Below are 17,838 nucleotides of genomic sequence, written 5' to 3'. Positions count from 1 at the left end.
ACCGATGACCTCAACCTTGGCAAGGTTGCGCTCTACCAACTGAGCTAGTATCGCAAACTGAAAACGTCTTTCGCCGTTCAGGGCTGCGAATTATAAGAGCATTTTTTTGTGATGCAAGTCCTTAATGCAAAAATCAGCAAGTTTTTACTCAACTGCTGTAAAAGCACACATATTTGCAAAAAAAATAGCTCTTATGTCCCTGAAAAGTTAGATAAACGTGAACATTTGATCTGATTAGATGTTAATAATTGTTTTTCGATAGTACTGCAGCTCAGCAATAGACTCTCGAATATCGTCTAATGCAAGGTGGCTTCCCGACTTAGAAAAACCATCTAACACTTCAGGCTTCCAACGGCGAGTCAGCTCTTTCAGGGTGCTAACATCAACATAGCGGTAGTGGAAGTACTCTTCCAGCTCTGGCATGTGCTTGTATAAGAATCGGCGATCTTGACCAATGCTGTTGCCACAAATTGGTGACTTACCTTTTGGTACCCATTTTTCCAGAAATTCAATCGTTTGTTGAATGGCATCTTGTTCTGAAACTGTACTGTCTTGAATTCGTTTCACTAGGCCACTGCCGGTGTGAGTCGTTGTGCACCACTCGTCCATCTTGTCCAATTCACTCTGAGGTTGGTGAATAGCCAAAACAGGTCCTTCAGCCAGGATATTAAGCTCACTATCAGTAACGATAGTAGCAATTTCAATGATTTTATGAGTTTCAGGATCAAGTCCTGTCATCTCGAGATCAACCCAAATAAGGTTCTGATCGCTAAAGGACATAAGGCGTCGCCTATTTGTTTATGTATAAAAGAGGTACTATACCCAAATAACTATACTCAAACTAGCTTTAGAGCCATCGAAATCATATGGCAGTAGCAACATCCTGTTTGAGTTCCCAATCATCAAGTTAGATGTGTTAAGTGAAAAATTGTGGCTAAAAAAAAGAAGTTAACCAAAGGTCAGGTACGTCGCGTACGTAGCAACCAGAACAAGCGACTCAAGAAAGAAGATTCTATCCAATGGGACGAGAACATGCTTGGCGGAACAAAAAGCGGACTCGTGATTACGCGCTTTGGTCAACATGCCGATATCGAAGATCTTGAAACCAACGAAGTTCACCGTTGTAACTTACGCCGTAGTATTGAGACTTTAGTTTCTGGTGACCGAGTAACTTGGCGCGCAGGGCTTGAGTCAATGGCTGGCATCTCAGGTGTTGTCGAAGCCGTTGAGCCAAGAACGTCAATGCTAACTCGCCCTGACTACTATGACGGCCTCAAACCGGTTGCCGCAAACGTAGACCAAATGGTTATCGTTTCAGCTGTACTACCAGAGCTATCACTTAATATCATCGACCGCTACTTGATCGCCTCTGAAACGGTGAATATCGCCCCTTTAGTTGTACTCAATAAAGTCGACTTGCTGACAGAACAACAAATTAGCGAATACCGCGAAACACTGAAGATATACGAGAAAATCGGCTATAAAGTCATGTTCGTGAGTAAAGAGTCAGGTTACGGCATCAAAGAGTTGGAAGCTGAACTGAAAGATCGTATCAACATTTTCGTTGGTCAATCTGGCGTAGGTAAATCCAGCGTAGTGAATGCACTGATGCCAACATTGGACATTGAAGAAGGCGCAGTTTCTGAAAACTCAGGACTGGGTCAACACACCACCACAGCAGCGCGTTTGTATCACTTCCCTTCTGGTGGTGATCTTATCGATTCCCCAGGGGTACGTGAATTCGGCCTATGGCATTTAGAACCCGATGAAGTCACAGATGCTTTCATTGAATTCAAGCCATACCTAGGTGGCTGTAAGTTCCGCGATTGTAAACACAATGACGACCCAGGATGTCTTCTGCGTGAAGCCGTTGAAGACGGAAAAATTAGCCGCTTACGCTTTGCTAGCTACCACCGCATTATTGAAACAATGGCTGACAACAAAGATAACCGTCAGTACTCACGAAGCAAGAAAGCCGATCTCTAATCGCGTTTTTGTGAACAAATGTGTGCATTTACTGACAATTGGCGCGAACTTAAGTAACATCTCGCGCCCTAAACCGTCATCGACAGATTTAATTGAAAAACAATTAGCATTGGAAAATTAATACAATGGATAAGATTAAAGTTGGATTGCAGTACTGGATCCCACAACATGGCCTGACTCGTTTAGTTGGTAAACTGGCGTCTGCTAAAGCGGGTGGTTTAACGACAGCGATCATTAACTGGTTCATCAAGCAATACAAAGTGAACATGGATGAAGCTCTGCATAGCGATCCAAAACACTTTAAGACATTCAATGAATTCTTCGTACGTGAATTGAAAGAAGGCATGCGCCCTATCGTAGAAGGCGAGTCTGTGATTGTTCACCCTGCTGATGCACGTGTAAGTCAGTTTGGCCCAATTACTGATGGTCAACTGATTCAAGCTAAAAACCATAACTACTCAGCACGTGAGTTGCTTGGTGGTGATGCAGACCTAGCCGATGAGTTTAAAGACGGTGAATTCGCAACGCTTTACTTGTCGCCAAGTGATTATCACCGTGTGCACATGCCATGCGACGGCACACTGCGCCAGATGATCTACGTTCCAGGTGACCTTTTCTCAGTTAACCCGTTAACGGCAGAAAACGTTCCAAACCTATTCGCACGTAATGAGCGTGTAGTGTGTATCTTCGATACGGAATTTGGCCCAATGGCTCAAGTGCTGGTTGGTGCAACTATCGTAGGCAGCATCGAGCAAGTATGGGCGGGTACCATCACCCCACCTCGTGGTAACTCGGTTTACAAATGGGATTACCCTGCACAAGGTGACAAAGCTATCATCTTGAAGAAAGGCGAAGAGATGGGCCGCTTTAAGCTTGGTTCAACCGTTATCAACCTGTTCGCTAAAGATTCGATCAAGTTTGACGACACGATGAAAAATGGTGAGAAAACGGTTCTTGGTACACCTTTCGCGCACATTGCAGGCAAAGAAGCACAAGCAACTGATAATGCTGCTGCCGATTCTGCTGAGAACACAGACCAAGCGTAACTCTCAGAGTTAATTCATTAAGCTTTCAAGGCGCGTTACTTTTTCTATATCAGAGAAGAACGCGCCTTTTTCTTAACTCTACCAATTCGTTTCCTACTCAAGCTCTAACAACCCAAGCTTTCAAACCTCAATCCTCAACCCCTGCCCAGCCCAGCCACCTGCGGCTTCTCACTCTTGCCTCTAATTGCCCAGATAAAATATTGACCAAAAGCAAAACAACTGTCGAAACCTTAAACAACTTTTCGATTTTACAACCCGTCTCCAAGTACCAAAAATCCAGATAACTTACTCTATTTGAAGATATTTTATTCATGGGGTCTTTGTACATGCCTAAACTCAATATTGGCGTTCTGGTCAAGCTGTTGATTTGTTTTGCGATTCCCTTAGGCGTGTTATTCATGCCAATAGATTCCATACCTATCAATGACCTCACGCTGATTCAACACCGCTTGTTGGCGATATTCTTACTAGCAGCTCTACTGTGGGTGCTTGAACCCGTTCCGGTATTCGCCACGTCAATTCTGATCATTGCGCTTGAACTGGTGATGATTTCCGACAAGGGTTTACATCTATTTAGAAACCCACCAGCAGGACACGATCTCGGTGAATTAATCAAATATACCGACATCTTCGGTGCATTTTCGTCACCAATCATCATCCTTTTCATGGGTGGCTTTGCTCTTGCGATATCCGCATCCAAATACGAACTCGACAACAATTTAGCTCGCGTGCTGCTCAAACCATTTGGCACAGAACCGCGCTTTATTATGCTGGGTTTAATGCTTATCACCGCCGTGTTCTCAATGTTCATGTCAAATACCGCAACAACGGTAATGATGCTCGCATTGCTAGGTCCTATCGTAGCCTCTGCACCAAAAGGCGACATGGGGATTAAAGCGCTCGTGTTGTGTATTCCAATCGCCGCCAATACCGGTGGTATCGCGACACCCATAGGTACACCACCCAATGCGATCGCACTGCAATACCTAACTGGCGAGAACAGTATCGACTTTCTTAGCTGGATGATGATGGGCTTACCCTTTGTGATCATCCAACTGACCATCGCTTGGTTTCTTCTACAAAAACTCTTCCCTTCTAAAGAAAGAAACATGGTGCTCAAGCTTGATGGCCAATTTAGAAAAAGCTGGCGTGCGATTGTGGTTTACGTCACCTTCGCCGCCACTATCCTATTGTGGATGACCACCAAACTGCACGGCATGAACACTTATGTGGTGTCTATCATTCCACTGGCTGTCTTTACTCTCACCGGCATCATGGGCAAAGAAGAGCTTAAGCTGATTAACTGGGATGTATTGTGGCTAGTAGCAGGTGGTATTGCGATTGGCATAGGACTAGATAAAACAGGCTTAGCCGTGGCACTCGCACACGCGATTGATTATGAGTCGCTCTCACCAACGGCGGTAGTGCTAACGTTATCCATCGTATGTTGGTTAATGGCGAACTTCATGTCAAACACCGCAACGGCCAACTTACTGATGCCGATCGCCGCTGCGATTGGTGCATCAATGGAAAGCTTGGTTGCGATAGGAGGCCTGCAAGGACTACTGGTTGTGGTCGCTTTCTCTGCATCGCTAGGTATGATTTTACCCGTATCGACACCACCAAACTCGTTGGCCTACTCGACCGGGCTTATCGAAAGTAAAGACATGGCAAAGATGGGTATCATCTTAGGGATCGTCGGCTTGCTAATGGTCTACCTCGCACTGTTTATTATCACCTAGCACGTTAGCTTTTCACTACAACCCCCCAGATAGCAATCATGATTTCGCTATCTGGAGGGTTTATCAGTTTTTAATCGATAGATAATTGTGATTCTACTTCACGGTTTATTAAAAATAACGATAAGTCATTTTAAATTTTTGATTTTAAACACATTTACTAACATCAAGACAACGGCACTATACACGCATCAGAGACACACCAATTCACCATCAAGTACGTCACTGTAATTAGGTTTTTGTCTAATAGAGAGGAATAGACCTTGAGACATACTATTAAGTTTAAAATTCAGATCGCGATTGCGGTCATTATCGCCGTCGTGAGTGGCGCTCAAGCCTGGATATCAGTTAATCAGCTGACTCAAGAAACCGAGGTCGCGATTAACCAAGAAATGAAAAATGTCAGTGTTGGCACCACCAATTACATTGCCGATTGGCTCTCAATCCGCAGTGATATGATGCTTGCCAATGAATCGACTATTTCAAGTAGCAGCAACTCTGATCGCGAGTTATTGATCACCAAGCAAGCCGGACAATTCTTGTCTGTTTATGCAGGATTCAGCGATGGCACGATCGCCTATGGCGACAAAGGTGAAGATTGGCCAGCAGGCTATGACCCGCGCACTCGCCCTTGGTATAAAGATGCCAACGCAACATCAGATCTCATCATTACCGAACCTTATCAGGACTTTGACGGCAGCATTGTCATCAGCTTTGCTAAAGCATTCAGTGGCGATAGACAAGGTGTTCTCGCGGCCGATCTAACCGTAACTAGCATTATTGATACCGTGCTCAATGTAAAACTGGATAACGATGGCTTTGCGTTTTTAGTCGACGGCAATAACAACATTGTGGCCTACAGTGATGAAGAACTGAGTCAAAAACCACTGACCAGTTTGAATCCAGAACTCACAACCAACAAGGTGTCACAACTGCTCCAAGACCAAATGATCACCACTCTCACTTGGCCTGGTCAAGGCGATAAGCTGGTCTATATTGCCAACGTCCCGAACACCGATTGGTCGTTAGGTATTGTTATCGATAAAGAAATGGCGTTTTCTGCAGTATCCGATGCCATTCAATTCATCACGCTGACCTCTTTGGTTTTGTACATCATCATTTCAATTGCGAGCACAATGGTGATCAACCGCCTACTTTCTCCATTACAAACCTTGTCTGAAGCCTTAACTCAGCTCGCACAAGGCAGAGGTGACCTCACTCAGCGCATTGATATCACACGTATGGATGAGATTGGCAAACTTGCCGAGCTTGTGAACCAGTTCTTAAGCCAGATGCAAAGCATGTTGAAGGGCGTGATAGAACACAGCCACGATCTCAACAATCATGCAGAGAAAGCTAATCAACTGGCTACGCAATCTTCGATTCGAGTCGAGAATCAACAAAACGACATCAACCAAATTGCGACGGCGATTCATGAAATGTCCGCCACCGCAGCTGAAGTGGCCAGCCATGCCGAATTAACCGCCTCCGCTTCTCAGGCATCCGCTACCGCTTGTAACGAAGGCCAAGAGGTTATCCAACAAAACCGCGATGCGATTACAGGCCTTGCGACTCAGGTTGAAGATGCAGCCAATGTTATTCGTGAATTAGAGAGTAATGCTCAAAGCATCAACCAGATCCTATCCACCATTCAAGGCATTGCCGAACAGACCAACCTGTTGGCATTGAATGCCGCGATTGAAGCCGCTCGTGCGGGTGAACAAGGTCGTGGGTTTGCCGTTGTCGCCGATGAAGTCCGAGTGCTCAGCCAAAGAACGCATGGCTCAACGGAAGAGATCCGCGTGATGATTGATACACTGCAGAAAAATACCGAACATGCCGTTGAAAGCATGACCACTAGCACTCAGTTAGCAGAGAACAGTGTTGGCTTCGCAGAACAAGCTCATGGCAGCCTGACTAAGATCACTCAGGCAATCACTGAAATCAACGATATGGCGCTGCAAATAGCGAGTGCTGCGGAAGAGCAACGCGCGGTCAGCGAAGACATCAGCCGTAATACGCAAGGAATCAAGGATGCATCTGATGACCTTGCACAGCAAGCTGAAAGCAGTCGCAATAGCTCAAATGAAATGAGTAGCGCTGCCGAGTCGATGCGCCAGGACGTGGAGCGCTTTAAGGTATAGTGCGACTCAAGCAAAGCAAGTGAACCACACCACCGAGCGACAGCTGACATAAACTAATAACTGAAACAAAGTAGTTCTTTCATAAGAATCACTTTGTTCTCAGTTCGGTTTGATGCATATTGATGAGCTAATTTATCCCAGACACAAGGATGTTATTCAGATGGGATTTGAATGGTTAGCTCTAGCTGCCGCTTTTCTTTGGGCCATTGCGAGCCTAATGTCAGTAAAGCCTGCCCAACACTTAGGTTCTTTCGCCTATAGCCGTTGGAGAATGGGTTGTACCGCGATCATCTTATCGAGCATGGCTTGGTTTACCGGAGGTTGGTCAACTGTCGAAGCCAATCTAATCACGCCGATGATGCTATCTGGCCTGATTGGTATATTCATTGGTGATACCGCCCTATTTGCCTGTTTGAACCGAATGGGACCGCGCCAAGCGGGTTTACTGTTCTCTTGTCACGCCGTGTTCTCGGCGATTCTTGGTTACTTCCTGTTTAGTGAAAGCATGACTTCTGTTGAGCTGATTGGCTCGGCTTTGGTGTTTAGTGGTGTATTAACTGCGATATTCTTTGGTCGTCGAGGACAAGCCAACAACCAGCTTGAAACCATCAAGGGCACCGTGTGGATTGGTGTCGCACTGGGAATCACCGCAGCGATCTGCCAAGCATTGGGCGGCATCATTGCCAAACCCGTGATGCAAACCAGTATCGACCCTGTTGCCGCTTCTGCCATTCGAATGATCACCGCTTTTGTTGCTCACTCCGCATTTCGTTTAACAGGCGCCAAACTTTCACGCGCACTTAACCCGATGAATAAGCAGATATTCGCGATTACCGCGGTTAATGGTTTTCTAGCGATGGCAGTAGGAATGACGTTGATTTTGTATGCGTTGCAGGAAGGCAATGTCGGTATGGTCGCTCTGTTATCTTCAACCACACCAATCATGTTGTTACCGATACTCTGGCTATACACCAAGCAAAGACCGAACGTCTACGCTTGGATAGGTGCCATTGTTGCCGTAGTGGGTACTGGTATTTTGGTCAGTTAGCCAAACGGTAAGTAGGACTAACTGAATAGAGAGCTAAGAGCGCGGGAACGGGAAAGCCGTCACATCATCGATATGGTCGTAGCCCAGCGCCAGCATGATCAGACGGTCGATACCCAAAGCAACACCCGCACAATCTGGTAAGCCCGCTTTTAATGCCTCAATCAAGTGATGATCAATCGGTTGAGGTGATAAGCCCATCTCAATACGTTTGGTATTATCATCTTCAAAGCGCTTAAGTTGTTCTTGCGGTTTATCTAACTCGTGGAAGCCGTTTGCTAACTCAATTCCTTTGAAATACACCTCAAAGCGATCGGCGACTCGTGAATCGTTTGGATTGATCTTAGCTAACGCTGCTTGCGATGCTGGGAAGTCATACACAAACGCAGGCACCTGCTGGCCTATTTTCGCCTCGACCCCAATACTGAAAAGAAGCTGCAATAACGTATCGCGATCTTGCTCGGGGTCAGCTATGTCGCTGAGCCCTAGTTTCGCAGCCGCTTGCTTTAGCGTATCCATCGAATCTTCCAGCGGACAAACACCTAACACATCAATAAAGGCTTGTTGGTAAGTCATTCGCTGCGCTGAGCCTGATTTAAGTACCTGCTGTAACAGCAGATCCATCTCATCCATCAGATCATGATGATCAAAACCAACGCGATACCACTCCAACATAGTGAACTCAGGGTTGTGATAACGGCCATTTTCTTCATTACGAAAAGATTTACAAATTTGGTAAATACAACCGCTTCCGGCAGCCAACAAGCGTTTCATATGAAACTCTGGGCTAGTCATAAAGAATAGTGGCTGGCCGTGCGCATAACCTGGCCCTACGAATTCAGTTTTGAAGGTATGTAAATGCACATCCGTCACCGTGGCGTGGCTCATCGCAGGCGTATCCACTTCCATCACGTTTCGCTCAACAAAGAACTGACGAATTTGATTAAGGATATCAGCACGTTGCTTTAACTGCTTAATGGTTGCGGCCGGTTGCCATGTAGAGTGCATTATTGAGTCCCATATTACTGAATTCTAGACGACGAAAATTACCACCTTTCATCGCTTTTGTAAGCTTCTATCTTTCTATTCTTGAAAGCGAAATGTTGTTTTAATGAAGCCAGAAAATTACGTTCTACAATACAATTATCAATACAGATTTTACATCCACATTGATAACAAAAATCATACTCAACAAGCCATTAACACAAGCCATTAACACAAGCCATTAACACAAGCCCTGTGGGCTAATCGTTATCAACAATTCATTGCCGTGATTGCAGTCACATAACCTATAAATTCTATGCCTCCATATGCACTACCGACCTAAAAACCCAAATGCATCAACTTTTCGAATACCTTCCTCTCTTACACTGAACCTACCACTTAAGGCTTAGGGGTAATAAACGGTTGATGCCGTTTACGTACTATTAATTAGTAAGTAACGCCAATTAGTAAGTACTACCAATAAGCTTTTTATAATAACAAGCGGAATACTCCGCATCACACTGGAGAATAACTGTGAAGACAATTACCACAGATATCGCAGTCATCGGCGCAGGCGGCGCTGGTCTTCGTACAGCAATTGCAGCAGCTGAAGCTAATCCTGAATTGGAAGTTGCACTGATTTCTAAAGTTTACCCAATGCGTTCGCACACGGTGGCAGCAGAAGGCGGTTCAGCAGCGGTAATTAAAGACGAAGATAGCCTAGATAACCACTTCAACGATACTGTTGGCGGTGGCGACTGGCTATGTGAACAGGATGTTGTTGAATACTTTGTTGAAAACTCGACTCGCGAAATGATCCAAATGGAACAATGGGGCTGCCCATGGAGTCGTAAAGAAAACGGTGAAGTAAACGTACGCCGATTCGGCGGTATGAAGGTAGAAAGAACGTGGTTCGCAGCGGATAAAACCGGCTTCCACATGCTTCATACTCTGTTCCAGACTTCGATGAAGTACGACACCATCAAACGATTTGATGAGTACTTTGTGGTGGATTTGCTCGTTGAAGATGGCGAAGTACAAGGCCTAATCGCGATTCACATGTCTGAAGGTGAGCTTGTTACCATCAAAGCAAAATCTGTTGTTCTAGCAACCGGTGGCGCAGGTCGTGTTTACCACTGTAATACCAACGGCGGCATCGTAACTGGCGACGGTATGGCAATGGCTTATCGCCACGGTGTACCACTGCGTGATATGGAGTTCGTTCAATACCACCCAACAGGCCTACCGGGCACTGGCATCTTGATGACCGAAGGTTGTCGTGGTGAAGGCGGTATCATCGTCAACAAGAACGGCTACCGTTACCTGCAAGATTACGGCATGGGCCCTGAAACTCCAGTGGGCGAGCCGAAAAACAAATACATGGAACTGGGTCCTCGAGACAAAGTTTCTCAAGCATTCTGGCACGAGCAGCAGAAAGGCAACACCATCAAGCACCCGCTTGGTGATGTCGTACACCTTGACCTTCGCCACCTTGGTGAAGAGTACCTGCAAGAGCGTCTTCCGTTTATCTGTGAGCTTGCAAAAGCGTACGTAAACGTAGACCCAGCAAAAGAGCCAATCCCAATTCGCCCAACCGTTCACTACACCATGGGTGGTATTGAAACCAACGGTACCTGTGAAACTCGCATTAAAGGGCTATTCGCTGTTGGTGAGTGTGCTTCAGTTGGCCTACATGGCGCAAACCGCCTAGGGTCTAACTCTCTTGCTGAATTCGTAGTATTCGGCCGCGTAGCTGGTGAACAAGCCGTGAAACGTGCCGCTGAATTCAAAGGCTGGAACGAAGAGTCTATTGCTAAGCAAGTGAAAGCGGTTGAAGCTCGCATCGCTGGCATCTTGGCTCAAGAAGGCGATGAGAACTGGGCTGATATCCGTACTGAAATGGGTCACACCATGGAAGCGGGTTGTGGTATCTACCGTCAAGAAGACTTGATGCAAGAAACCATCGACAAAATCACTGAACTGAAAGCTCGCTACAAGAAGATCAGCATTAAAGACAAAGGCAAAGTGTTCAACACTGACCTACTTTACGCTATCGAAGTGGGTTACGGCCTTGAAGTTGCCGAAGCGATGGTTCACTCAGCGATCCTTCGTAAAGAGTCTCGCGGAGCACACCAACGTCTAGACGACAACTACACAGAACGTGATGACGTAAACTTCCTGAAACATTCTCTATCTTTCTACAACGAAGATGCAGCACCAACTATCGACTACAGCGGCGTTAAGATTACTAAATCTCAACCTAAAGCTCGTCTATACGGTGAAGCAGCCGAGAAAGCCGCTGCTGCTGAAAAAGCGGCAGAAGAGAATGCGAAGAAGAGCGAAGAGGAGCAAGCATAATGTCAGCGAATCGAATCCAAAAAATTGAAATCCTGCGTTATGACCCTGAGCACGATGCAGAACCTCACTTTCAAACCTTTGAAGTTCCATTTGATGAAACCATGTCGGTACTTGATGCGATTGGTTACATCAAAGATAACCTAGATAAAGACCTGTCTTACCGTTGGTCTTGTCGTATGGCGATTTGTGGTTCTTGCGGCATCATGGTTGATGGCGTGCCAAAACTGGCATGTAAGAGCTTCTTACGTGACTACCCGAACGGCTTCAAGATCGAGCCTTTAGCTAACTTCCCAATCGAGAAAGATTTGATCGTCGACATGACGCCGTTTATCGAGCGCCTTGAAGCAATCAAACCTTACATCATTGGTAACGACCGTAAGCCAGAAGACGGCACTAACATCCAAACTCCAGAGCAAATGGCGAAGTACAAACAGTTCGCTGGCTGCATCAACTGTGGTTTGTGTTACGCAGCGTGTCCTCAGTTTGGTCTAAATCCTGAGTTCATCGGCCCTGCAGCACTTGCTCTTGCTCACCGCTACAACCTAGATAGCCGTGACAATGGTAAAGCTGAGCGCATGAAGCTTATCAATGGCGACAACGGCGCTTGGGGCTGTACGTTTGTAGGTTACTGTTCTGACGTTTGTCCGAAGAAAGTAGATCCAGCAGCAGCTGTAAACCAAGGCAAAGTTGAGTCTTCAATGGACTTCGTTATCTCGATGTTCAAGCCTGATGGATCGCAAGTAAAAACAGCAGAGGAGGCATAATATGAGCAATCGTAAGCCTTATGTTCGTGAGATGAAGAGAACGTGGTGGAGCAACCATCCGTTCTACCGCTTCTACATGCTACGTGAAGCGACTGTACTGCCTTTGATTCTATTCACTCTGTTCCTAACCTTCGGTTTAGGTTCGCTAGTGAAAGGTCCTGAAGCGTGGGAAGGTTGGTTGAGCTTTATGGCTAACCCTATCGTTGTTGGTATCAACATCGTGGCACTGCTTGGCAGCTTACTGCACGCTCAGACCTTCTTCAGCATGATGCCTCAAGTAATGCCAATCCGTCTTAAAGGCAAATTGGTAGATAAAAGAATCATCGTACTGACCCAGTGGGCTGCGGTGGCATTTATTTCTTTAATCGTTCTGATGGTGGTGTAAGGAGCTTCGTTATGAACACAAATTACAATGTTAACCACAATCCGAAACGCTCTGATGAACCAATCTGGTGGGGGCTATTCGGCGCTGGCGGTACTTGGTTCGCGATGATTACACCAATCACGATTCTAGTGCTGGGTATCTTGGTGCCAATGGGCATTATCGATGCGGATGCAATGAGCTACGAGCGTGTCTCTGAGTTTGCCACCAGCATTATCGGTGCGCTATTCATCATCGGTACGCTAGCACTGCCAATGTGGCATGCAATGCACCGTCTTCACCACGGCATGCACGACCTTAAGTTCCACGTCGGCGTTGCAGGTAAAGTGGGTTGCTACTTCGTTGCAGGCCTAATCAGCGCACTATCTGTTATCTTCATCTTTATGATCTAACAGTTAAGAGCAGATGCGGGATTCGAGTAATCGAGTATCGAAGTGCTTAAGAGCGAAAAGACTAAAAGCAGAACAGGATTATCTTGTTCTGCTTTTTTGTTGTGTGTCGGATAACACACATCTAGCTCACTCGCTCTTGCTCTTCCTGCTTTTCGTATCCCGTATCTCACTTACTCTAATCCGCCCTTACCGCTCTTCGTATCCCGCATCTCGTTTACTCGAATCTGCTTTTCCTGATCGCCAGATACAAAAAAGGCCGCTCATAAGCGACCTTTCTTATTTCACTGAGCCACCTTAAACAAGATGGACACAATCAAATTACTTCACACGACCAACGTATTCGCCAGTACGAGTATCAACTTTAACAACTTCACCGATAGCGATGAATAAAGGAACACGAACTACCGCGCCTGTTGCTAGAGTTGCAGGTTTACCACCCGTACCCTGTGTATCGCCTTTCAGGCCAGGATCGGTTTCAGTTACTTCGATCTCAACAAAGTTTGGCGGAGTAACAGTGATAGGGTTATCATTCCACAACGTTAGAGTACAAACGTCATTTTCAACTAACCATTTTGCTGAATCAGCGACTGCTTTTACGTCTGCTGCGATTTGCTCAAATGTTTCGTTGTTCATGAAGTGGTAGAATTCGCCATCGTTGTATAGGTAGCCTAGTTCAACGTCAACAACATCTGCAAGCTCGAAGCTTTCGCCTGACTTGAATGTTTTCTCTAACACTTTGCCTGACAGCAGTTTACGAAGTTTTACACGGTTAAACGCTTGGCCTTTACCTGGCTTAACGTATTCATTGTCGATAATTGCGCAAGGCTCGTTATCTAACATGAATTTTAAACCGCCTTTGAATTCATTGGTGCTTACTGACGCCATGATTTTCTCTTCCACATCTTTGAGTTAATTTCAATGCCGCATATCATAACCCGAAAAGTCGAATCTGTTGAGCAAAACTGGCTCAAACAACTATCGAATGCGATCTCTGACCCGACAAAACTGCTTGAAGCATTGGAAATAGACCCAACACCGTGGCAAAAAGGATTCGCAGCACGTGAGCTGTTTTCACTTCGAGTTCCTCTTAGCTTTGTGGAGCGAATGGAAAAAGGCAACCCACACGACCCATTACTGCGTCAGGTATTACCTTTAACCGAAGAGTTCGAAGTACACCAAGGCTATTCTGCTGACCCCTTAGAAGAGCAAGAAAACGCGATTCCGGGACTACTACACAAATACAAAAGCCGCGCGCTAATGATCGTGAAAGGTGGCTGCGCGATTAACTGTCGTTACTGCTTCCGTCGTCATTTCCCTTATCAAGATAACAAAGGATCGAAGTCTGTTTGGCAGACCAGCCTCGATTATGTGGCTCAACATCCCGAGATCAACGAGGTGATCTTATCTGGCGGCGACCCTCTGATGGCAAAGGACAGCGAACTAGATTGGCTGATCAATGCCATCGAACAAATTCCGCATGTGACAACCGTTCGTATCCATAGCCGTTTACCGGTTGTAATCCCTGCACGCGTGACGGATGAACTATGCCAAACATTGGCTAATACTCGTCTCAACGTGGTGATGGTCAGCCATATTAATCATGCCAATGAAATCAACTTAGAACTCAAACAAGCCTTCCATAAATTGAAACTAAGTGGTGCAACTCTGCTCAATCAAGGTGTGATGCTAAAAGGCGTGAATGACAGCGCTAACTCATTGAAAGAATTGAGTGATAAGCTATTCGACGCCGGTGTTTTACCTTACTACATGCATGTACTTGATAAAGTTCAGGGCGCTGCTCATTTCTATATCTCCGATGAAGAAGCGAAACATCACTTTAAGGGATTAATATCTGAGGTTTCTGGCTATCTAGTACCTAAGTTAACCCGTGAAATTGGCGGACGCAGCAGCAAGACGCCACTCGATCTGCATATTGAATAGCGAGCGAGCTTCAAAAAGCGACTAAGCTTATCTGTAACGATAACACGTTGCTAAATGCACCTTCACGACAAAAATTTTTTGTTCGATCGTCCGGTCTATTATTAGCATACTCGGCTCTATTCTAAATTCTTAGGAGGGGTGATATGTCACAATTTATAGAACAAGCTCTCAACCTTGCCCCCTTTAGCTGGGCAGGACTCGCAGCATGCATGTTGTGTGGTTCTTTGATCGGAATCGAAAGGCAAACACGCGGTAAACCCGTCGGAATACGGACATCGATCCTTATCATTAGCGGTACTTACTTCTTCCTCACCATGGCGATTAGCCTATCCCCCAACACACTCGATCAAGCTCGTGTACTTGGTCAGATAATTACGGGGGTTGGATTCCTTGGTGCTGGGGTAATGATGACATTGGATGGAAAGATTCATGGCGTCACCTCAGCCGCGATTATCTGGGTACTCGCTGCATTAGGTATGATGATCGCACTTGGCCACCTTTCACAGTCGGTTATTATCACGCTAATGGCGCTAGTGATTCTGCTTGGTGTCGACAAAGTAGAAAACAGCTTCCAGAGCTTACGCCGTGGTGTTCATCAGAAGTGGATGAGAAAAGTCCGCGTGAAGAAGTAACACCTCGTCGGAAGACATTTGGCCTTAGCTGCATTTTGTTCTTAGCTACTGTTTCATCTTAAGGGTCTTTTTCCTTAAATAAAAAAGAGCCTAGCAAACGACTAGGCTCTAAACTGCAGTTCACAGATTAATGTACGTGAATAGACACTTGATTCTTACCTGCGGCCTTCGCCTTATAAAGCTGCTCATCTGATGAACGAATACTCTGGTTTTCCCACAAGTGTCCAATGCTGTCGAACTTGTACAGAGAGTAAAGCGCCGCTCCCCCAGAGACTGAGATATTAATCTTGTCACCAGTCGCGCATCGATAACTTTGTAAACTAATGTCATTTTGAATTCGTTCAAAGATCGATGAAAGTAATTCGGATGATTCGCCCGCAATCGCGACAACAAACTCTTCACCACCAAATCTCGCCACGATATCTTTCTGTCTAACGCTGTTCAGCATTAACTGAGCAACATGGCAAATCACCTCATCCCCCACCTTATGACCATACTGGTCATTCACCACTTTGAAATCATCGATATCAAATACGCCAACACCAATAATTGGCTCCTCATTTTGGTTCAGCAACCGAGCTTCAAACCACGCCGATTATATAAACCAGTCAATGGGTCGAGCATCGCTAAATTCTTCAATCGCTTGTGCTCTTGCTTGGTATAAAACCGCCACAACCATAGTGCTGAGATGAAGTACAAAGCCAACAAAATCAGTAATTGAACCCGCTCCAGTTCCAGCAAATGTAAGAAGTGCTCACTCTTTCCTTCTTCAATAGTCAGGTATAACTCAGTATTGACTCCATCGACATACAAAGGCCGTGAATAGGTAAAGTCCAACAGTCCATATTTGTTTACTCCTCTTGCACTCGTCACCCTGTATCCATGAACGGGATTCGAGACGAGATTAGAGACGTAACCATCAACACCAAGTACTCCTTTAAACTCACCATCAACATAGATACCTTTGGTTAAGGTCACTACCTTCTTCCCTGTTAGGTAGTCATCGTATTGGCCGGTATACACCACTTGATCTTGACCCTGAGCTAAGCCAAAACGAATCGTATTCACCCAATAAGGGCGACTATTGACGACTGAATCAAAGGTGTCACCTTTAATATAACGGGCGAAATCGGAAGGCGACGATATAATAAATTTATCTTTGGAGATAAAGTAAATCGCAGAGATGGTATCAATGGTATTCGCAAAGTAAGCCATGGTGGGGGCGATAAACATGCGCCTACCTGCTTCTAAATGAAGCTCCGACTTTAGATCGCACATCTCACTTGGGCCAGAGAACATAAAATCAAATCGAGGGGCAGCTTGCTCTTCACTAATGAAGTAACACGTATCACCTTCGACCTTTTGCTCATGTGAGAATACGTAGGTATCCCCATGCAGCGGATAAAGTGCGGTAATATTATATTCAAGCGCATTAATAATCTGTGTAAGCTCCGCTAAAGAGCGTGTCACACCTTGGTTTTCAATTCCATACTGCTTTTCTGACTCTTCCGCTGAATCAACAAGTAACAAGCTAAAAACCACTAAAAAGCTGGCGGTCAGACTTAAGAAAGCCTTTTTAAAATCGACGGTATGGGGATTAATCAAAGCATGTAAGTCATCATTGAAAATTTAGCGCACATTGTACTCACAAGTGAGAACATCGCAACAAAAGTATAAAACAACATGCTTACAGTAACGTTTAAGGAGTGAGATAGCAGATGTAAAATAACGCCTAAACATAGCTGTAAAGGCGTTGATACGTTCAATTATTGATAGCTTTAAGCCTTGGTAAGAATGTAGATCTCCAACATTTGAACCTGCGTGGCTACACAGTCTTACTTAGCGAAGTTCACAATAGGAAAACACGGGAAGAAACCATTGTCAGCACAGTTGATCAGGCCAATCTGTACACCTTCAATTTTATTGGTTTTGTTGAAGATACCAACCTGAACCGTCGACACCTCTGAAAGGTTCGCAGCGCCTACATCCACCATAGTGTTACCTTCGGAGTAGTTTACGAAACTCACGTTCGCGCCTTTTACATCATTAGTAATGTTAACAGCACCCAGGTTAACACCTGTTGTTTTACCTGTGTTCCAGTTAAAGAAACCTAGTGAAGCACCTGTCATTTCTTGGTTTACTTTTGATGCACCAAAAATACCAAGGTTCACACCTGTTGTGGTTTGCGTCTCAGACATACCAACAACCGCAAGGTCGACACCTTTAAGGTCATTGACTTGCCCGTGAAGCAGAGCCAGACGTACACCGCCAACCGCATCTGAATCCGGAGCGTTGAAACCATTGATCGTTGAAAACATAACAGGCGAAGAAGCAAATGCTGCCGGTGCAATTACCGCTGCAGATACAGCAAGTACTGAAAGTAATTTTTTCATTGGGGAGTCTCCACTGACTTATTGTTGACTTG

The 17,838-nt window shown here is 45.4% G+C and carries 15 protein-coding genes and 1 pseudogene; 11 read left to right on the top strand and 5 right to left on the bottom strand.

Going from position 1 to position 17,838, the window contains the following annotated elements:
• Positions 1 to 234: 234 nt before the first annotated feature.
• The gene (gene orn / locus AB6C75_RS13720; protein ID WP_012603103.1) at positions 235 to 780 is read right to left on the bottom strand and encodes an oligoribonuclease; all 546 of its coding nucleotides are present in this window, start codon (positions 778 to 780) and stop codon (positions 235 to 237) included.
• Positions 781 to 930: 150 nt separating this feature from the next.
• Here orn and rsgA point away from each other — a divergent pair, with 150 nt between their 5' ends.
• From rsgA to AB6C75_RS13695, 5 genes are all read left to right on the top strand, one after another.
• The gene (rsgA, locus tag AB6C75_RS13715) at positions 931 to 1,986 is read left to right on the top strand and encodes a small ribosomal subunit biogenesis GTPase RsgA (RefSeq protein ID WP_012603102.1); all 1,056 of its coding nucleotides are present in this window, start codon (positions 931 to 933) and stop codon (positions 1,984 to 1,986) included.
• Positions 1,987 to 2,111: 125 nt separating this feature from the next.
• On the top strand, positions 2,112 to 3,032 hold the full coding sequence (gene asd / locus AB6C75_RS13710; RefSeq protein WP_372107996.1) for an archaetidylserine decarboxylase: 921 nt from the start codon (positions 2,112 to 2,114) through the stop codon (positions 3,030 to 3,032).
• Positions 3,033 to 3,358: 326 nt separating this feature from the next.
• Positions 3,359 to 4,774, top strand: a complete 1,416-nt coding sequence (locus AB6C75_RS13705; protein ID WP_372107995.1) for a DASS family sodium-coupled anion symporter — start codon at positions 3,359 to 3,361, stop codon at positions 4,772 to 4,774.
• Between the two features lie 260 nt (positions 4,775 to 5,034).
• Positions 5,035 to 6,915: a methyl-accepting chemotaxis protein gene (locus AB6C75_RS13700; RefSeq protein ID WP_372107994.1), complete on the top strand. Its 1,881-nt coding sequence runs from the start codon at positions 5,035 to 5,037 to the stop codon at positions 6,913 to 6,915.
• Between the two features lie 160 nt (positions 6,916 to 7,075).
• Complete coding sequence (locus AB6C75_RS13695) at positions 7,076 to 7,963, top strand: DMT family transporter (RefSeq protein WP_029225608.1); 888 nt, start codon at positions 7,076 to 7,078, stop codon at positions 7,961 to 7,963.
• Positions 7,964 to 7,996: 33 nt separating this feature from the next.
• Here AB6C75_RS13695 and epmA read toward each other — a convergent pair whose 3' ends face one another.
• Complete coding sequence (epmA, locus tag AB6C75_RS13690; protein ID WP_372107993.1) at positions 7,997 to 8,968, bottom strand: elongation factor P--(R)-beta-lysine ligase; 972 nt, start codon at positions 8,966 to 8,968, stop codon at positions 7,997 to 7,999.
• 510 nt (positions 8,969 to 9,478) lie between these two features.
• Between epmA and frdA the strand changes: the two genes are divergently transcribed.
• The 4 genes from frdA to frdD are packed head-to-tail and all read left to right on the top strand — an operon-like array spanning position 9,479 to position 12,840.
• Complete coding sequence (gene frdA, locus AB6C75_RS13685) at positions 9,479 to 11,302, top strand: fumarate reductase (quinol) flavoprotein subunit (protein WP_372107992.1); 1,824 nt, start codon at positions 9,479 to 9,481, stop codon at positions 11,300 to 11,302.
• Complete coding sequence (locus AB6C75_RS13680) at positions 11,302 to 12,066, top strand: succinate dehydrogenase/fumarate reductase iron-sulfur subunit (RefSeq protein ID WP_009847917.1); 765 nt, start codon at positions 11,302 to 11,304, stop codon at positions 12,064 to 12,066. Before frdA ends, AB6C75_RS13680 begins: the two co-directional genes overlap by 1 nt.
• Position 12,067: 1 nt before the next feature.
• Positions 12,068 to 12,451 carry a fumarate reductase subunit FrdC gene (gene frdC / locus AB6C75_RS13675; protein ID WP_017097244.1) on the top strand — a complete coding sequence of 128 codons (384 nt, stop codon included), beginning with the start codon at positions 12,068 to 12,070 and terminating at the stop codon, positions 12,449 to 12,451.
• An 11-nt stretch (positions 12,452 to 12,462) separates the two neighbouring features.
• On the top strand, positions 12,463 to 12,840 hold the full coding sequence (gene frdD, locus AB6C75_RS13670) for a fumarate reductase subunit FrdD (protein WP_009847918.1): 378 nt from the start codon (positions 12,463 to 12,465) through the stop codon (positions 12,838 to 12,840).
• Between the two features lie 318 nt (positions 12,841 to 13,158).
• On the opposite strand, the gene efp is transcribed toward frdD, so the two are convergent.
• Positions 13,159 to 13,725 (bottom strand): elongation factor P, encoded by a 567-nt coding sequence (gene efp, locus AB6C75_RS13665; RefSeq protein WP_009847919.1) that lies wholly within the window; start codon positions 13,723 to 13,725, stop codon positions 13,159 to 13,161.
• 33 nt (positions 13,726 to 13,758) lie between these two features.
• On the opposite strand from efp, the gene epmB reads away from it, so the two are divergent.
• Both epmB and AB6C75_RS13655 read left to right on the top strand, forming a co-directional pair.
• Positions 13,759 to 14,781, top strand: a complete 1,023-nt coding sequence (gene epmB, locus AB6C75_RS13660; protein ID WP_371710589.1) for an EF-P beta-lysylation protein EpmB — start codon at positions 13,759 to 13,761, stop codon at positions 14,779 to 14,781.
• Positions 14,782 to 14,924: 143 nt separating this feature from the next.
• The gene (locus AB6C75_RS13655) at positions 14,925 to 15,413 is read left to right on the top strand and encodes an MgtC/SapB family protein (RefSeq protein WP_009847921.1); all 489 of its coding nucleotides are present in this window, start codon (positions 14,925 to 14,927) and stop codon (positions 15,411 to 15,413) included.
• A gap of 127 nt (positions 15,414 to 15,540) precedes the next feature.
• On the opposite strand, the pseudogene AB6C75_RS13650 reads toward AB6C75_RS13655, so the two are convergent.
• A pseudogene (locus AB6C75_RS13650) lies at positions 15,541 to 16,973 on the bottom strand (diguanylate cyclase).
• A gap of 275 nt (positions 16,974 to 17,248) precedes the next feature.
• On the bottom strand, positions 17,249 to 17,806 hold the full coding sequence (locus tag AB6C75_RS13645; protein ID WP_371997417.1) for a VC2662 family protein: 558 nt from the start codon (positions 17,804 to 17,806) through the stop codon (positions 17,249 to 17,251).
• Positions 17,807 to 17,838 lie beyond the last annotated feature (32 nt).

This window comes from Vibrio sp. 10N.237.312.B06 (assembly GCF_041464685.1).
Classification (GTDB): Bacteria; Pseudomonadota; Gammaproteobacteria; order Enterobacterales; family Vibrionaceae; genus Vibrio; species Vibrio tasmaniensis_A.
Note: the sequence above shows the minus strand (reverse complement) of the source record. Positions and strands in the feature narration are given on the sequence as shown.